General features: G+C 63.6%; 10 protein-coding genes. 1 reads left to right on the plus strand and 9 read right to left on the minus strand.

All coding sequences use genetic code 11. The annotated features are described in order from the left end of the window. Window position 1 precedes the first annotated feature (1 nt). Window positions 2-1,771 carry a Tad domain-containing protein gene (locus MESOP_RS26910; protein WP_013896500.1) on the plus strand — a complete coding sequence of 590 codons (1,770 nt, stop codon included), beginning with the start codon at window positions 2-4 and terminating at the stop codon, window positions 1,769-1,771. Between the two features lie 31 nt (window positions 1,772-1,802). Here the strand turns inward: MESOP_RS26910 and bglA are convergent, their stop codons facing one another. The 9 genes from bglA to MESOP_RS26955 form a co-directional block, all read right to left on the minus strand. Then, window positions 1,803-3,437 (minus strand): beta-galactosidase BglA, encoded by a 1,635-nt coding sequence (bglA, locus tag MESOP_RS26915; RefSeq protein ID WP_013896501.1) that lies wholly within the window; start codon window positions 3,435-3,437, stop codon window positions 1,803-1,805. Beyond that, the gene (gene glgX, locus MESOP_RS26920; protein WP_013896502.1) at window positions 3,437-5,497 is read right to left on the minus strand and encodes a glycogen debranching protein GlgX; all 2,061 of its coding nucleotides are present in this window, start codon (window positions 5,495-5,497) and stop codon (window positions 3,437-3,439) included. Before glgX ends, bglA begins: the two co-directional genes overlap by 1 nt. A 52-nt stretch (window positions 5,498-5,549) precedes the next feature. Then, window positions 5,550-7,178: an alpha-D-glucose phosphate-specific phosphoglucomutase gene (locus tag MESOP_RS26925; protein WP_013896503.1), complete on the minus strand. Its 1,629-nt coding sequence runs from the start codon at window positions 7,176-7,178 to the stop codon at window positions 5,550-5,552. A 3-nt stretch (window positions 7,179-7,181) separates the two neighbouring features. Then, complete coding sequence (gene glgA / locus MESOP_RS26930) at window positions 7,182-8,627, minus strand: glycogen synthase GlgA (protein WP_013896504.1); 1,446 nt, start codon at window positions 8,625-8,627, stop codon at window positions 7,182-7,184. A gap of 23 nt (window positions 8,628-8,650) precedes the next feature. Further along, window positions 8,651-9,916: a glucose-1-phosphate adenylyltransferase gene (glgC, locus tag MESOP_RS26935; RefSeq protein WP_013896505.1), complete on the minus strand. Its 1,266-nt coding sequence runs from the start codon at window positions 9,914-9,916 to the stop codon at window positions 8,651-8,653. Window positions 9,917-9,968: 52 nt separating this feature from the next. Then, window positions 9,969-12,182, minus strand: a complete 2,214-nt coding sequence (gene glgB / locus MESOP_RS26940; RefSeq protein ID WP_013896506.1) for a 1,4-alpha-glucan branching protein GlgB — start codon at window positions 12,180-12,182, stop codon at window positions 9,969-9,971. 107 nt (window positions 12,183-12,289) lie between these two features. Next, on the minus strand, window positions 12,290-14,758 hold the full coding sequence (locus MESOP_RS26945; RefSeq protein ID WP_013896507.1) for a glycogen/starch/alpha-glucan phosphorylase: 2,469 nt from the start codon (window positions 14,756-14,758) through the stop codon (window positions 12,290-12,292). 131 nt (window positions 14,759-14,889) lie between these two features. Then, window positions 14,890-15,687 carry an ATP-binding cassette domain-containing protein gene (locus MESOP_RS26950; protein WP_013896508.1) on the minus strand — a complete coding sequence of 266 codons (798 nt, stop codon included), beginning with the start codon at window positions 15,685-15,687 and terminating at the stop codon, window positions 14,890-14,892. Continuing rightward, window positions 15,684-16,760 (minus strand): ABC transporter permease, encoded by a 1,077-nt coding sequence (locus tag MESOP_RS26955; protein ID WP_013896509.1) that lies wholly within the window; start codon window positions 16,758-16,760, stop codon window positions 15,684-15,686. The genes MESOP_RS26950 and MESOP_RS26955 overlap by 4 nt, the downstream gene beginning before the upstream one ends. Window positions 16,761-16,781 lie beyond the last annotated feature (21 nt).

Raw genomic sequence — 16,781 nt, forward strand, 5'->3', positions numbered from 1 at the left:
AATGCTGATGCGGGCGGGCAAGGGCATCGGCCGGCTTGCACGGTCGATGGCAGGAGACAGCAAGGCGAACTTCGCCGTGATGACGGCACTGATCGCTCCGGTCGCGTTGGCGCTGGCGGCGGTGGCGATCGACGAGGCCTCGATCTACACCGAGCGCCGGGAAGCCCAGGCGATGGTCGACCTTGCGGCGATCACCGCGGCCTCGAACATCAACAATGTCAACACCGCAGTCGTCACCACGCTCACCGACAACGGCATGCCCGACGTCGTCGTTCAAGCTTCCGGCCAGACCATTGCCCCGGCCATCGGCAAGACGGTGGTGACGGTCACGCAAGGCCGATATGCCTCATCGACCGCCACTGTCACCCAGCGCTTCCAGGCGGGGGTGACCCCCTACAATGCAGTGCGTGTCACGCTGGCGAAAATCCCCGCCCGCTATTTCGCGAGCTCGCTCATCCCCACACCGGTGATCGGCACCCAAGCCACGGCCAGCATGACGCCGCAGGCGACATTCTCGGTCGGGTCGAGGCTGCTCGGCGTCAATGGCGGCATCCTCAACGCGCTTCTGAGCGGACTTCTCGGCGGCAACATCTCGCTCAGCGTCATGGACTATAACGGGCTGATCTCGGCCGATGTCAGCGTGCTTTCCTTCATCAGTGCGCTCGCCACACAATTGAACGTGACCGGCGGTACCTATTCGAACGTCCTGGCCTCGAAGGCGACTGTGGGCCAGATCGCCACCGCAATGGCCAACGTCCCCGGTCTCGGCAACACGGCAAAGATCGCCCTGCAGAGCATTGCATCCAAGTCGACGAGCACGGTCAAGATCCCGCTCAGCAGTCTTGTCGACCTTGGTTCCGTCGGCAGCCTGGGGCTCGGGCAACAGCCGTCCGGCCTTGGCGTGGACGCAAGCGCGATTGGAATGCTGACCGCCGCCGCAGTGCTCGCGAACGGCACCAACCAGGCCGACATCGATCTCGGCGCCACCATCCCGGGATTGCTCTCCACCAAGCTCAGCATCGCCATTGGCGAGCCGGCGCAATCCTCGCCATGGCTCGCGGTCGGTGGCATCGGCACTGTCGTTCGAACGGCCCAGACGCGCATCAAACTGACGGCGTCCGTCGGTGTCGGCACACCAGGTCTCGGCGGCGGCGTCAGCCTGCTGGCCGTCAACCTGCCGCTCAATGTCGAAGTCGCCTATGCCGAAGCCAAGCTGACCGACATCACTTGTCCGACAGGACCATCCAGCATCAATGTTTCCATTGCCGCACACCCCGGTATTGCCCAGCTTAACCTGGCCAACAGCAACAATCCCTCCGGCTTCGCCGATTTCAGCCAGCCACAGACCTTCACCGACGCCGAGATCGCGAATGTGAGCTTCAAGCTCCTGCTGATCAACATCCCGCTGATCAAGGTGATGGGTTCGGCCGCAACCGCGATCACCAACAACAGCCCGCAAACCTTGACGTTCAACGCGACCGACATCGCCAACAAAACGATCAAAACCGTTTCGACGCGAAATATCTCGCAGTCGCTGACCACGTCGCTGGTCAACAACCTGTCGCTTTCGGTCAATGCGCTTGGTCTCGGCATCGATCTGACGGCGCTGCTTGGAACAGTGAAGCCGGCGGTGGTGACCCTGCTTAACACTGTCACGGCGCCGGTCGACGACCTGCTTTACAATGTGCTTTCGGCGCTGGGTGTCGGAGTCGGCCAGGCCGACGTGCGTGTCACCGGCGCGATCTGCGGACGCGCGGTGCTCGTTCAGTAAGCGGATCGCTTGGCCCAAAAAAGACCGCCAATCAGTCGAGCCGACCGAGGAAGCGACCGAGAGATGGCAGCGAGAGCGCTTCTGCCTCGACTGCGGCAGTGCCATCCAAGACAGTGGCGACCGCACCAATGTCCGGCGGCAGCGGCCAATTTGTCGCCTCCCCGGCGAAGTTGAAGACACAGAGCAGCCTCTCCCCGCCTGCTTCGCGGATGAAGGCGAGCACGTCACCCTCGGCGTCGAGAAAGCGGATCGAACCGTTGACCAGCGCCGGATGCCGTTTGCGCAAGGCGAGCGCCGAGCGATAGGCTGACAGCACCGATTGCTCGTCGCTGTTCTGCACATCGACCGCGCGGGCGCGATGGCTCGCCGGCACCGGCAGCCAGGGCCTGCCGGTGGAGAAGCCGGCATTGTCGGCGCCAGCCTCCCAGACCATCGGCGTGCGGCAGCCATCCCTGCCCTTCACACCTGGCCAGAAGCGGATGCCGACGGGATCGCGCAAATCCTCATAGGCAAGCTCGGCCTCCTCCAGGCCGAGTTCCTCGCCCTGGTAGAGGCAGATCGAGCCGCGCAGGCAGGCGAGCAGCATGATCGAGAATCTGGCCACCGCATCAGGATCGCCGTCCGGCGGCGTCCAGCGGCTGACGTGGCGCACCACGTCATGGTTGGAGAAGGCCCAGCAGACCCAGCCATCGGCCACCGCATTTTCAAAGGCCGCGACGCAGCCGCGCACATGCGCCGCTGAAAACTGAGGACCGAGCAAATCGAACGTGTAGCACATCTGCAGCATGTCGCCGCCGGAGGTGTAGGCGGCGAGCGTCTGCAAGGAACGGCCTTCATCGCCGATCTCGCCGACCGCGGCGCGGCCCTCATATTCGTCCAGCAGCGCCCGGAAGCGCCTGAGGAAGGCAAGGTTTTCCGGTTGCGTCTTGTCGAACAGATGCTCCTGGTAAAGATAGGTGTTGGTCTCGCTGTTGGTGCCGGCGACGCTCGACGCCAAAGGCGGATTGCTGCGCAGCCAGCGGTCGTGGACATAGTAATTGACCGTGTCGAGCCGGAAACCATCGACCCCACGCTCCAGCCAGAACCGCACGGTGTCCAGAAGCGCGTCCTGGACCTCCGGGTTATGGAAATTCAGGTCAGGCTGCGAGGCGAGGAAATTGTGCATGTAATATTGCCGGCGGGTCGAGTCCCATTCCCAGGCCGGGCCACCGAAGACGGACAGCCAGTTGTTGGGTGCGTTGCCATCGGGTTTCGTATCGGCCCAGACGTACCAGTCGGCCTTGGGATTGTCGCGGCTTGAACGGCTTTCGATGAACCATTCATGCTTGTCGGACGAATGCGACAGCACTTGGTCGATGATGATCCTCAGACCCAGCCGATGCGCCTCGGCGACCAGCGCGTCAAAATCCTCCAGTGTGCCGAACATCGGATCGACAGCGCGATAATCCGAGACGTCGTAGCCCATATCGGCCATCGGCGACTTGAAGAAGGGCGACAGCCAGACGGCGTCGACGCCAAGCGAGGCGATGTGCGCCAGCCTTGCCGTGATGCCCCTGAGATCGCCGCTGCCGTCGCCTGTCGTGTCCTGGAAGGAGCGGGGATAGACTTGATAGATGACGCAGCCGCGCCACCATTCTGCGCCCTGCCCGGAATTGTTGTCGGCCATCACGAACCCTTCCCGCTACGGGCCGCTCCGGCCCGGCGCGAACCAATTTTTTCCGCATCGGATTGCCCGAAAACCGGTTGCCACTTTTCGATCCGATGCTCTGTCATGAAACTGACGCTGCGGCCCGGCAGCGGGCGTGCAAGGTCGATCGCCTGCGTTTCGATCGCCGAGTGCCACCGGAACCCTTCCCGTACGGGAAGAGTGAAGACGCATTGGCGGCGATCGCCGTTGACCATGACGGCAAGGCGGCCGCCCCCGGCATCGCCCAGCAGCATGACGAGGCGATGCCGGGCGGGATCATTCCAGTCCGCCTCGGCAAGTGGCGCGCCGGTTTCGGCCAGCCAGGCGACGTCGGGGATGCCTGAAGATTCGGCCACCTCACCCGTCAGCAAATGCGTCTCCGACAAGGCAGGAACGGCGCGGCGAAGTACTGCAAGCGCCGAGGTGTATCGCTCCAGCGCCTGGTCGCGGCCTGCCCAGGCGAGCCAGGTGATCGCGTTGTCCTGCGCGTAGGCGTTGTTGTTGCCCTTCTGTGTGCGGCCGAATTCGTCGCCAGCGGTCAGCATGATCGTTCCGCGCGAGGCGAAAAGCGTCGCAAGCAGCGCGCACTCGTCGTCGAAGCGCGCCTTGGCGATCGCCGCGTCGTCCGTCTCGCCCTCGGCGCCGTTGTTCCAGGACAAATTGTCGTTGTGGCCATCGCGGTTCTGCTCGCCATTGGCCGCGTTATGCTTGCGCTCATAGGCAACGATATCGGCCAGCGTCATGCCGTCATGGGCGGCGATGAAATTGACGCTGCGGCTCGCCGGCTGGCCGCCCTTGCCGAAAATATCGGACGAGCCGGCAAGCCGCGTCGCCAGCGCACCGACCATGCCGGCATCGCCGCGCCAGAAGCGTCTGGCGTCGTCGCGGTAGCGATCGTTCCACTCAAGGAAAGGCGGCCGGAAATTGCCGAGCTGATAGCCGTCGGGGCCGATGTCCCAGGGTTCGGCGATCAACACGCGATCGGCAAGGACGAGATCGCCGGCGATCGCCCCGAGCAACGGCGCGGCCGCATCGAACGCGCCGTCGACGCGGCCCAGCACCGGCGCCAGATCGAAGCGGAAACCGTCGACGCCGGCATGGCGGACGAAATGGCGAAGCGTGTCGAGCACCATTTCCCGCACCACCGGACGGTCGCAGGCGACCGTGTTTCCGGTGCCGGTGTCGTTGACCAGCCTGCCATCCGGCTGGTGCCGGTAGTAGGCTTGATTGTCGAGGCCGCGCAGCGACAGGATCGGTCCCAGCCGATCGCTTTCACCCGTATGATTGAAGACGAGGTCGAGGATGGTGCCTATACCCGCATCACGCAGCACCGCGACCGCGTCGCGCAATTCCGCCAGGCCGCCGGGCGCGAGGCGCGGGTCGAGCGTCATGAAGGTGACGGGATTGTAGCCCCAGGCATTGCTCAACCCCAGCGGCGGCAGATGCCGCTCGTCGATCGACGCCGTCACTGGCATCAGTTCGATAGCGGAGACGCCGAGCTTTTTGAGATGCTCGATGATGACGGGATGAGCAAGTGCCGCGATCGTACCGCGCTGCTCTTCCGGAATGTCCGGATGCAGCTTGGTGAACGAGCGAACGCTCAGTTCATAGATCAAGCCACCGGGCGAGAAGACAGGCGCCCGGGCCGGCATCGGCTTGGGCAGCGCGAGCGCCACGGCCTTAGGCATCAATGACGCAGTGTCGGCACCTTCGTTGCGCCGCGCGGCAAGCCGCCAGTGATAGGCATAGGGGCGGTCGATTTCGACGGCATAGGGATCGGTCAACAGCTTGTCGGGGTCGAACCACCTCCCTTGCTCGGGCGCATAATCGCCGTCGGCGCGAAAGCCGTAGCGCGTGCCGGCGGCGAGGCCTGGCACGAAGAGTGCGTGGACGCCCTCGCCTTCCGGCTGGAGTTCAAGCCGGTCGGTCTCGTGGTAGCCGGCACGATCAAAGATCGACACCCAGAGGCGACGGGCCGACGACGACCAGACGGCGAAGCGGATGCCGTCGCTGGTGACGGCGGCGCCGAGCTGGGTCATGCAGGCTCCCCCTTCTCCCACAGAGGAGGAAGGAAAACGGGCAGCGCCACCCTCAAGTAATCACGCTCGGCTTGTTGCGGCCGGTGTGGCTCTTGATGCCGGCTATGTCGTCAGCCGCCGCGATCAGGTCGGCGAGCGCTTCCTGCGTGTCGAGATCGTGCCTCGCCTTGTCCGGCTCGTAGCGCTCGATATAGACGCGCAAGGTCGCGCCCGAGGTCCCGGTGCCGGAGAGCCGGAAGACGACGCGCGAGCCGCCTTCGAACAGCACCCTGATGCCCTGATGCTCGCTGGTAGAGCCGTCTACCGGATCGTGATAGGCGAAGTCGTCGGCATTGGCGATCTTCAGGCCACGCACGCTGGTGCCGGGCAGCGAACCGAGCTTTGCGCGCAATTCGTCGACCAACGCGTTGGCACGGTCGCTCTCGACTTCCTCATAGTCGTGGCGCGAATAGTAGTTGCGCCCATAGGCCGCCCAGTGTTCGGTGACCACCTGCTTGCAGCTTTCGCCGCGCGCGGCGAGGATGTTGAGCCACAACAGCACCGCCCACAGGCCGTCCTTTTCGCGGACGTGGTTAGAGCCGGTGCCGGCGCTCTCCTCGCCGCAGATCGTCGCCATGCCGGCATCCAGCAGATTGCCGAAGAACTTCCAGCCGGTCGGCGTCTCGTAGATGCCGATGCCGAGTTTTTCGGCGACGCGGTCGGCGGCACCGCTGGTCGGCATCGAGCGGGCGATGCCCTTGAGCCCGTCCTTGTATCCGGGCGCCAGGCGGGCATTGGCGGCGAGCATCGCCACCGAATCCGACGGGGTGACGAAAATGCCCTTGCCGATGATCAAATTGCGGTCGCCGTCGCCGTCGGAAGCGGCACCGAAATCCGGTGCGTCGGCACCCATCATCTCGTCATAGAGGTGCTTGGCATGGACCAGGTTCGGGTCCGGATGATGGCCGCCGAAATCGGGCAGCGGCTTGAAGTTGCGGCAGGTGCCGTTCGGAGCGCCGAGCCGGTTTTCAAGGATTTCCTTGGCGTACGGGCCGGTCACCGCGTGCATGGCGTCGAAGCGCATGCGGAAGCCTGATTTGAACAGTTTGCGCAACGCATCGAAGTCGAACAGGCTTTCCATGAGTTCGGCATAGTCGGCGACCGGATCGATGATCTCGACCGTCATGCCGTCGGCCTTGACCGTGCCTATCGTGTCGATGTCGATCGGGTCGATATCGGCGGTCTTGAAGCTCGAAATCGCCTTGGTCTTGGCGAAGATCGCATCGGTCAGTTTTTCAGGCGCCGGGCCGCCATTGCCGGCATTGTACTTGATGCCGAAATCCTCGTGCGGACCGCCGGGATTGTGGCTGGCCGACAGGATGATGCCGCCGAAAGTCTTGTATTTGCGGATGACATGCGAGGCGGCGGGCGTCGACAGGATACCGCCCTGCCCGACCATCACCTTGCCGAAGCCGTTGGCGGCTGCCATGGCGATGGCCTTCTGGATGACCTCGCGGTTGTAGAAGCGGCCGTCGCCGCCAATCACCAAGGTCTTGTCCTTGAACCCGTCGAGCGCATCGAAGATCGACTGGATGAAATTCTCGGCATAGTGCTCCTGCTGGAAGACGGGCACCTTCTTGCGCAGGCCCGACGTGCCGGGCTTCTGGTCTAGATAGGGTTTGGTGGGGACGGTACGGATCATGCTTCAGGCAACCCTTTTCGAAAGCAGCGAGCGATAGAGTTCAATGTATTTTTCCGCGCTCTTGTCCCACGACACATCGGCCTTCATGCCCTGGCGCTGCAGCGATTTCCAGATCGCCGGATCGGCATGTGCGTCGACGAGACGGCGCATGGCGTGCAGCAAGGCGCCGCCATTGTTGGGAGCGAACTGGAAGCCGGTGGCGACGCCGGCCGACACGGCGGCCTCGTTGGCATCGATGACCGTGTCCGCCAGGCCGCCGGTGCGGGCGACCACCGGCACGCAGCCATAGCGCAGGCCATAAAGCTGCGTCAGCCCGCAGGGTTCGAAGCGCGAGGGAATGACGATGGCGTCGCAGCCGCCCTGCATGATGTGGGACAGCGCCTCGTCATAGCCGACGACGACGCCGATACGGCCACGGTGGCGTGCGGCGGCGGCGAGCAGCGCACCTTCGAGGCCGGCATCGCCCGAGCCCAGTATGGCCAGGCGCGCCCCGGTCGCAACGATGCCGTCGACCGCCGTTGCCAAGATATCCATGCCCTTTTGCCAGGTCAGGCGGCTGACGACGCAGACGATCGGGCTGCCGTCGGGCTCCAGGCTGAAGCGCGCCTCGACCGCCGCCCGGTTGGGCGCACGCGCATCGAGTGTTCCGGCGGTGTAGTTCGACACCAGATGCTTGTCGGTTTCCGGATCCCAGATGCCGATGTCGATGCCGTTGACGATGCCATAGAGATCGCTGGAGCGCATGTTGATCAGGCCATCGAGGCCCATGCCGAATTCCGGCGAGCGGATTTCCTGCGCATAGGTCGGGCTGACCGTGGTGATCGCCCAGGCGGCCTGCAGGCCGGCCTTGAGGAAGCCGACGCCGCCATAATATTCGACGCCATCGAGCGCCATAGCCGCCGCCGGCAAGCCAAGCTCGCCGAAGATGCCGGCGCCGAACTGGCCCTGGAAGGCGAGGTTGTGGACGGTCATCATCGACGGCACGCCGACCGCCTTGCCGTAGCGCATATAGGCCAGCGTCATCGCCGACTGCCAGTCATGGGCGTGGACGATATCGGGTTGGTAGCCGGAGATGGCGCCACCAGCGATGTCGCCGCCAACCTGGCTCAATGCCGCGAAGCGCCGCCAATTGTCCGGCCAGTCGCCACCGCTGGCATCGCCATAGGGGCCGCCGGGGCGATCGAACAAATGCGGCGCGTCGAGCACGAACAGTTCGAGGCCGGCAAGCTGGACGGAATGGACGGAGGCCTTGCCGCCTTGCAACAAAGGGTATTGCAGGACAGCCTTCTTTTTCTTGAAGGCGGCCATCACGCTCGGAAAGCCCGGCATGAGCGTGCGCATGCTCACGCCCTTGGCCGCCAGCGCGATGGGAAGCGCCCCGGTCACGTCGGCAAGTCCGCCGGTCTTGATCAGCGGGAAGATCTCTGGCGTGACCGACAGAACCTGCATGCGTTTATGGTCCGATTTTGTGTCTACAGCTTCAGCTTGTCGATCATGTCCTGCGTGACCAGGCAGATGCCTTTTTCCGAGACCCGAAAACGCTTGGCGTCGAGAGCTGGGTCTTCGCCCACCACCAGCCCTTCCGGTATCCTAACACCATGGTCGATGACCACGCGCTTCAACTTTGCGTTCCGGCCGACATGAACGTCGGGCAGCATGACGACTTCCTCCAGCGTCGAATAGGAATTGATGCGCGCGCCGGTGAAGATCAGGCTTCTTTTCAGCGAGGCGCCGGAGACGATGCAGTCGCCCGAGACCAGCGAGGACACGGCCGAGCCGCGGCGGCCGTCCTCGTCATGCACGAACTTTGCCGGCGGCTTCAACTCGGCATAGGTCCAGATCGGCCAGTCGCGGTCGTAGAGGTCGAGTTCGGGCGTCACGTCGGTCAGATCGATATTGGCTTCCCAATAGGCATCCACCGTGCCGACATCGCGCCAGTAGGCCTCGTTCTCGGCGGTCGAGCGCACGCAGGACTTGGCGAAGCGGTGGGCGATCGCCTTGCCGTGCTGGACGATATAGGGGATGATGTCCTTGCCGAAGTCGCGGCTCGAGCCGGGCTCGGCGGCGTCGCGGCGCAGTTGTTCCATCAGGAACTTGGTCTTGAACACGTAGATGCCCATCGAGGCCAGGGCAAACTCGGGCTTGTCGGGAATGCCGGGCGGGTCGGCGGGCTTTTCGACGAAGGCGATGATGTTGTCCTTGGCATCGACATGCATGACGCCGAACCCGGTCGCTTCCATGCGCGGCACTTCAAGGCAGCCGACGGTGACATCGGCGCCGGCGTCGACATGCTGGCGCAGCATCAGCTCATAGTCCATCTTGTAGATGTGGTCGCCGGCGAGGATGACCATGTATTCGGGGCCATAGGCCTCGATGATGTCGATGTTTTGGTAGACGGCGTCGGCCGTGCCTTCATACCACTGCGTTTCCGACACGCGCTGGCTGGCCGGCAGGATGTCGAAGCTTTCGTTTCGTTCGGGCCGCAGGAAGTTCCAGCCGCGCTGCAAATGGCGGATCAGCGAATGCGCCTTGTACTGGGTGGCGACGCCAAGGCGACGGATGCCGGAATTGAGCGCGTTGGAGAGCGCGAAATCGATGATGCGCGTCTTGCCGCCGAAATAGACGGCCGGCTTGGCGCGCCGGTCGGTCAGTTCCTTGAGGCGGCTGCCGCGGCCGCCAGCCAATACGTAGGCCATGGCATCGCGCGCCAGCGGCTGGGTCCGTTTCAAGTCTGCCATTTCTACCCTCCCAAGTTACTCAGTCTCGCCCTGTTGCCCAGCCTTGACGGGCTCAGTCGGCTACGAGTTCAAGCATGATCGTCGACAGCGGCGGCAAGAGCATCGTTGCCGAGATGCTTTTGCCCTCCGCCCTCGCCTCGACAAGGCCGCCATTGCCCATGCCGGAGCCGCCATATTCGGACGCGTCGGTGTTGATGATCTCGCGCCACTTGCCGGCCTTCGGCAACGGCACGCGATAATTGTCGCGCGGCACCGGCGTGAAATTGGAGATGACGGCCACCGGGCTGCCGCCCGGCGCGTTGCGTACCCAGGCAAAAACCGAATTCTGGCTGTCATCGACGATCAGCCAGGAAAAGCCTTCCGGCTCGCAGTCACGGCCGTGCAGTGCCGGGCGCGAACGGTAGAGATAGTTGAGATCGCGCACCGTCTGCCAGACGCCGCGATGCGGCCGGAAATCGAGCAGGTTCCAGTCCAGAGCGCGCGCCTCGCTCCATTCGCGGCGCTGCGCGAATTCCTGTCCCATGAACAAGAGCTTCTTGCCGGGATAACCCCACATGAAGCCGTAATAGGCACGCAAGGTCGCGAATTTCTGCCAGTCGTCGCCGGCCATCTTGCCGAGCAGCGTGCCTTTGCCGTGCACAACCTCGTCATGCGAGAGCGGCAGCACGAAATTCTCCGAGAAGGCATAGGTCAAGCCGAAGGTCAGGTCGTTGTGATGATGCTTGCGGAAGATCGGCTCCTTGGCGAAATACTCCAGCGTGTCATGCATGAAGCCCATGTTCCACTTGAAGCCGAAGCCAAGCCCGCCTTCATGCACGGGCGCCGAGACCTTCGGCCATGAGGTCGATTCCTCGGCGATGGTCATGACGCCTGGATGGTGGCCGTAGACCTCCTTGTTCATCTTCTGCAGGAAGGAGACCGCTTCCAGGTTTTCGCGGCCACCCTTCTCGTTGGGGATCCACTCGCCCTGCTTGCGTGAATAGTCGAGGTAGAGCATCGAGGCGACCGCATCGACGCGCAGCCCGTCGACATGGTATTTTTCGGCCCAGAACAGCGCGTTGTTGACCAGAAACGACACCACCTCGCGGCGGCCGAAATTGTAGATCGCGGTGTTCCAGTCGGGGTGAAACCCCTTGCGCGGATCGGCATGCTCATAGAGCGCGGTGCCGTCAAAATGGACCAGACCGTGCTCGTCGACCGGGAAATGCGCCGGCACCCAGTCGAGGATGACGCCGATGCCGGCACGGTGGGCGCCGTCGACAAAGCGGGCAAAGCCGTCCGGGTCGCCAAAGCGGGCCGATGGCGCGTAGAGGCCGGTCGTCTGGTAGCCCCAGGACGGATCATAGGGATGTTCGGAGATCGGCAGGAACTCGATGTGGGTGAAGCCGGTCTCTACGGCATAGGGGATCAGCCGGTCGGCCAGTTCGTCCCATGACAGGAACGTGCCGTCGTCGCGAAGCTGCCAGGAGCCGGCATGGACTTCGTAGATCGAGATGGCCTCGCGCCGGGGATCAGCGTTGCGCCAGAACGTGCGATGCGCCTCGTCGCCCCAATGATGGGCGGGCGGCACGGCGACGACCGAAGCGGTGGCCGGGCGCAGTTCGGACTTGAAGGCGAAAGGATCGGCCTTCAGCGGCAGCCTGACGCCGTCGGGGCCGATGATCTCGTATTTGTAGGGCCGGCCAGCGCCGATATCGGGAATGAACACCTCCCAGATCCCGGTATCGCGGCGATCGCGCATCGAGTGGCGGCGGCCGTCCCAATCGTTGAAATCGCCGACCACCGAGACGCGCCGGGCATTTGGAGCCCAGACGGCGAAATGCACGCCGGTGGCGCCCTCATGCTCGATGACATGGGCGCCGAGCTTGTCGAACAGCCGGAGATGCGAACCCTCAGCGATATAGTAATCATCCATCGGGCCGAGCACCGGTCCGAACGAATAGGGGTCGGTCAGCCACCAGTCGCCGCCGGCATTGCGCGCGTGGTAGCGCAGCGGCTGGCGCTTCTTGATCGACAGCTTGCCTTCGAAGAAACCGGCATCGTCCCGCCTGGTCAGCTCACCGGCCTCGATGCCGGTCAGCGTGTAGGCGGTGACGAATTCAGCATTCGGAACGAAGCAACGGGCAAACAGACCCTTGCCAACCTCATGGACGCCGAGGACGGCGAACGGATCTCCGTGCGTGCCGGCAACAATCGCCGCAACATCGCTGGCTGGCGCCAGTCCGTCCGGCCCGCTTGTCGCAGCGGTCGCGCGCGGCTTCCTCATCAGGCAGTGTCCCTCCCAGGGCACCAGGTGTTTTGTTTCTGGTGATGCGAACCCACTTTCAACCCGCATCACCGGGACCACATTGCTCGTGGCCTCATGCAATCACATCAGGCAGGCACGTTCCAGATTTCTTTCGCGTATTGACGGATCGTGCGGTCGGACGAGAACCAGCCGACGCGCGCGACGTTGCGGATCGCCTTGGCATACCAGTCCGGGCTGTTGCGCCAGACGGCGTCGACCTCACGCTGGGTGGCGGCGTAGGCGTCGAAATCGGCGGCGACCATGAACCAGTCGCTGTCATAGAGGCCGTTGATGAGGTCGCGGTAGCGGTCGGGATCATCGGGCGAGAAGACGCCCGACGAGACAGCGGCCACGGCCTGCGCCAGTTCCGGCGATGCTTCGATGACGCCGCGTGGATTGTAGCCATTGTTGCGCCGCTCGGCGACTTCGGCGGTGGTGAGGCCGAAGATGAAGATGTTGTCGTCGCCGACGCACTCCTTGATCTCGACATTGGCACCATCGAGCGTGCCGATGGTCAATGCGCCGTTCAGCGCGAACTTCATGTTGCCGGTACCGGACGCTTCCATGCCGGCGGTCGAGATCTGCTCGGACAGGTCGGCGGCGGGCATCATGATTTCGGCCAGGCTGACATTGTAGTTCGGCACGAACACCACTTTCAGCAGGCCGCGAACGGCCGGATCGCGGTTGATGACCCTGGCGACGTCGTTGGCGAGTTTGATGATCAGCTTGGCGTTGTGATAGCTGGGCGCCGCCTTGCCGCCGAAGAATTTCACGCGCGGCATCCAGTCCCGCTCCGGATGCGAGCGGATCTGGTCGTAAAGCGCGACCGCCTCGAGGATGTTCAGGAGCTGGCGCTTGTATTCGTGGATGCGCTTGATCTGGATGTCGAACAGCGCCGACGGGTCGACCTTGATGCCGAGCCGATCGGCGACGAGATTGGCCAGCCGCGCTTTATTCTGTCGCTTGACGGCGGCGAACTTGTCGCGGAAGGCGGCATCGTCGGCGAAGGCATCGAGCCCCTTGATGGCGTCGATGTCATCGAGAAAACGGTCGCCGATCGCCTCGCGGGCGAGCGATGTCAGCCCGGGATTGCACTGGATCAGCCAGCGCCGCGGCGTGATGCCGTTGGTCTTGTTGTTGATGCGATCGGGATAGAGCCTGTGCAGATCGGCGAACACCGTTTCCTTCATCAGCTCGGTATGCAGCGCGGAGACGCCGTTGATCGAGTGCGAGCCGACAAAGGCAAGGTTGCCCATGCGCACGCGGCGGTCGCCATTTTCCTGGATCAGCGAAATACGGCTGATCTGCTCGTCCGAGAACTGGTCGGTCGCGCGGGCTTCGAGCAGAACCTGCGCGTTGATGGCGTAGACGATCTGCATGTGGCGCGGCAACAGCCGCTCGAACAGCGGCACCGACCAGCTTTCCAGCGCCTCGGGAAGAAGCGTGTGGTTGGTGTAGCCGAAGGTGCGCTTGGTGATGTCCCAGGCGAGGTCGAAGTCCATGCCGTGGACGTCCATCAACAGCCGCATCAGCTCGGGAACGGCGATTGCCGGATGGGTGTCGTTCAAGTGGATCGCCGCCTTGTCGGGCAGCGACTTCAGGTCGCCATACTGGCTGAGATGGCGCTGGACGATGTCTTGCAGCGAGGCGGTGGAGAAGAAATATTCCTGGCGCAGCCTGAGCTCCTGCCCGGCCATGTGGGAATCGGCCGGATAGAGCACGCGCGACAGCGCGTCTGCCTTGTTGCTTTCGGCCAGCGCGCCGATGTGATCGCCGGCATTGAACTTGTTGAGCAGGATCGGGTCGATCGGCATGCCCGACCAGAGCCGCAGCGTGTTGACACGGTTTGCCCGCCAGCCAACCACCGGCGTGTCGTAGGCGACCGCCAGGACATGTTCGGTCGGCTTCCAGACATGGCGCTCCAGCCGTCCGTCCTTCGAGGTGATGGATTCCACCGAGCCGCCGAAGCCGACCTCGAAGGCGCGTTCGCGGCGCTCGAATTCCCAAGGGTTGCCGTGATCGAGCCAGGTCTCGGGCAGTTCGACCTGCCAGCCGTCGTGGATCTCCTGGCGGAACATGCCGTTGGCATAGCGGATGCCGTAGCCGTGCGCCGGAATGTCGACTGTCGCCATGCTTTCCATGAAGCAGGCGGCGAGCCGGCCAAGGCCGCCATTGCCGAGCGCGGCATCGGGTTCGAGCGCCGCGATGAGATCGAGGTCGACGCCGAGCGACGACAGCGCTTCACGCATATTGTCCATCAGGCCGAGATTGGAAAAGGCGTCGCGCATCAGGCGGCCGATGAGGAACTCCAGTGACAGGTAATAGACACGCTTTTCCTGCTGGTCGTAGGCCTCTTTGGTGGCCTGCATCCAATGATCGACGATGCGGTCGCGCACGACCTTGATCGAGGCGGTCAGCCAATCATATTGCGTCGCGACGGTGGTGTCCTTGCCGACCCTGTATTTGAGGGCCATCAAGACTTCCCTTGCGAGCGTCTTCGGATCAGGATTTTCGAGCAGTGGCGGAAGGGGTTCGGATGTCATCGCGCGCGTCATGCTGCCTCTCGTGCGGTTGCCACGATCATACCGGCTTTCACCATTCATCCCAGCCCATGTTACCGCATTGCAACATACATTCAATCGATTTAGATGCGCCGCCGCCGGCTTACCCTGCGGCAATTTGACAGTCAGGCCGCCAGCGCGGCCTCTGGAGGTGCCTTCGCGCCGGTCATGAAAGCGACGGCATCCGACATAGTGTATTGCTTGGGATCGATGACGGCGAGGCGACGGCCGAGGCGATGGATGTGGATGCGGTCCGCCACCTCGAAGACATGCGGCATGTTGTGGGAGATCAGCACGATCGGCAGGCCGCGCTTCTTGACGTCGAGGATCAGTTCGAGCACGCGGCGGCTTTCCTTGACGCCAAGGGCTGCCGTCGGTTCGTCCATAATGATGACGCGGCTGCCGAAAGCGGCGGCGCGCGCCACGGCCACGCCCTGGCGCTGGCCGCCCGATAGGGTTTCGACCGACTGGTTGATGTTCTGGATGGTCATCAGCCCAAGGTCGGACAGTTTTTCACGGGCGATCCGCTGCATCGCCGAGCGGTCGAGCCTGCGCAGCCATTGCCCGACAAAGCCGGGTTTGCGGATCTCGCGGCCGAGGAACATGTTGTCGGCGATGGAGAGCGCCGGCGACAGCGCGAGGTTCTGGTAGACCGTTTCGATCCCGGCCATGCGGGCTTCGATCGGCGAGCGGAAATGGACCGGCTTGCCGTCAAGTTCGATCGTGCCGGAATCGGGTATCACCGCACCGCACAGCGCCTTGACCAGTGTCGATTTGCCGGCGCCATTGTCGCCGATGACGGCGAGGATTTCGGCCGGCATCAGGTCGAAATCGGCATTGTCGAGCGCCACCACCCTGCCGTAGCGCTTGTTGAGGGCTTTTGCCTGAAGGATGGGAGCCTGCGGAACGGGTTGGGTGCTCATGCCGAAATCTTCCTGATCCACTGGTCGATGGTGACGGCGAGGATGATGAGGATGCCGACGGTGAATTCCTGCCAGAGCGAGTCGACGCCCGCCAGCGCCAGGCCGTTGCGGAAGACGCCGACGATAAGCGCGCCGAACAGCGTGCCGACGATCGAGCCGCGGCCGCCGAACAGCGACGTGCCGCCGATCACCACCGCGGTGATCGCATCCAGATTTGCGGTCTGGTTGCCGAGCGGGCTTGCCGCGCCGATGCGGCCTATGAGCGCCCAACTGGCGATGGCGCAGATGAAGCCGGCAATCGTGTAGACGGCAATGTAGACGCCGCGCGTGTTGATGCCGGCAAGGCGGGCAGCCTCGTCATCGTCGCCGGTTGCATAGACATGGCGGCCGAATGCGGTGCGGTTGAGCACGTACCAGATGAGGGCGGCCGTGATGATCATGGCAATGGTGCCATAGGTCAGCACGGCTCCGCCGCCCAGCCTGATCGTATGGCCGAGCCATTGCAGCAGCGGCCCCATGGTCTCGATGTCCTGCGCCCTCACCGTCTCGGAGTGCGAAACATAGATGACCATGGCACCGTAGACGCTCCAGGTTCCGAGCGTGACGATAAAGGGCGGCAGCTTGATGATGGCAACCAGGACGCCGTTGATAAGACCGCAGAGCAGCCCTGTCAGCATTCCCAGGACAAAGGCGATTTCGACCGGGACGCCGAAAGTGACGGTCAACCGGCCCATGACGATGGACGACAGCACCATCATCGCGCCAACCGACAGATCGATGCCGGCGGTCAGGATGACCAGGGTCTGGGCAATGCCCAGGAAGGCGATGATGGTGACCTGCTGGAGAACGAGTGACAGATTGAACGGCGCAAAGAACCGCCCCCCGGCCGCGACCGAAAAAATCAGGACGCCGACGACGAGCACAATGAAGGGGATTGCTGTCGGATATTCGTGCAGGAACCTCTGCAGGCTCTTCAGGCTGGAGCGGCGATCCTCGTCGAAACTCGCCACCGACTGATCGCTGCCCTGGAGGCCGCGTTCGGCGACCGCCGAACCGGTTGTGTCGTCGCTCATCTACAATCCCCTCCCAAGGAT

Origin of the sequence: Mesorhizobium opportunistum WSM2075, from assembly GCF_000176035.2 — a bacterium.
GTDB classification, from domain to species: Bacteria; Pseudomonadota; Alphaproteobacteria; order Rhizobiales; family Rhizobiaceae; genus Mesorhizobium; species Mesorhizobium opportunistum.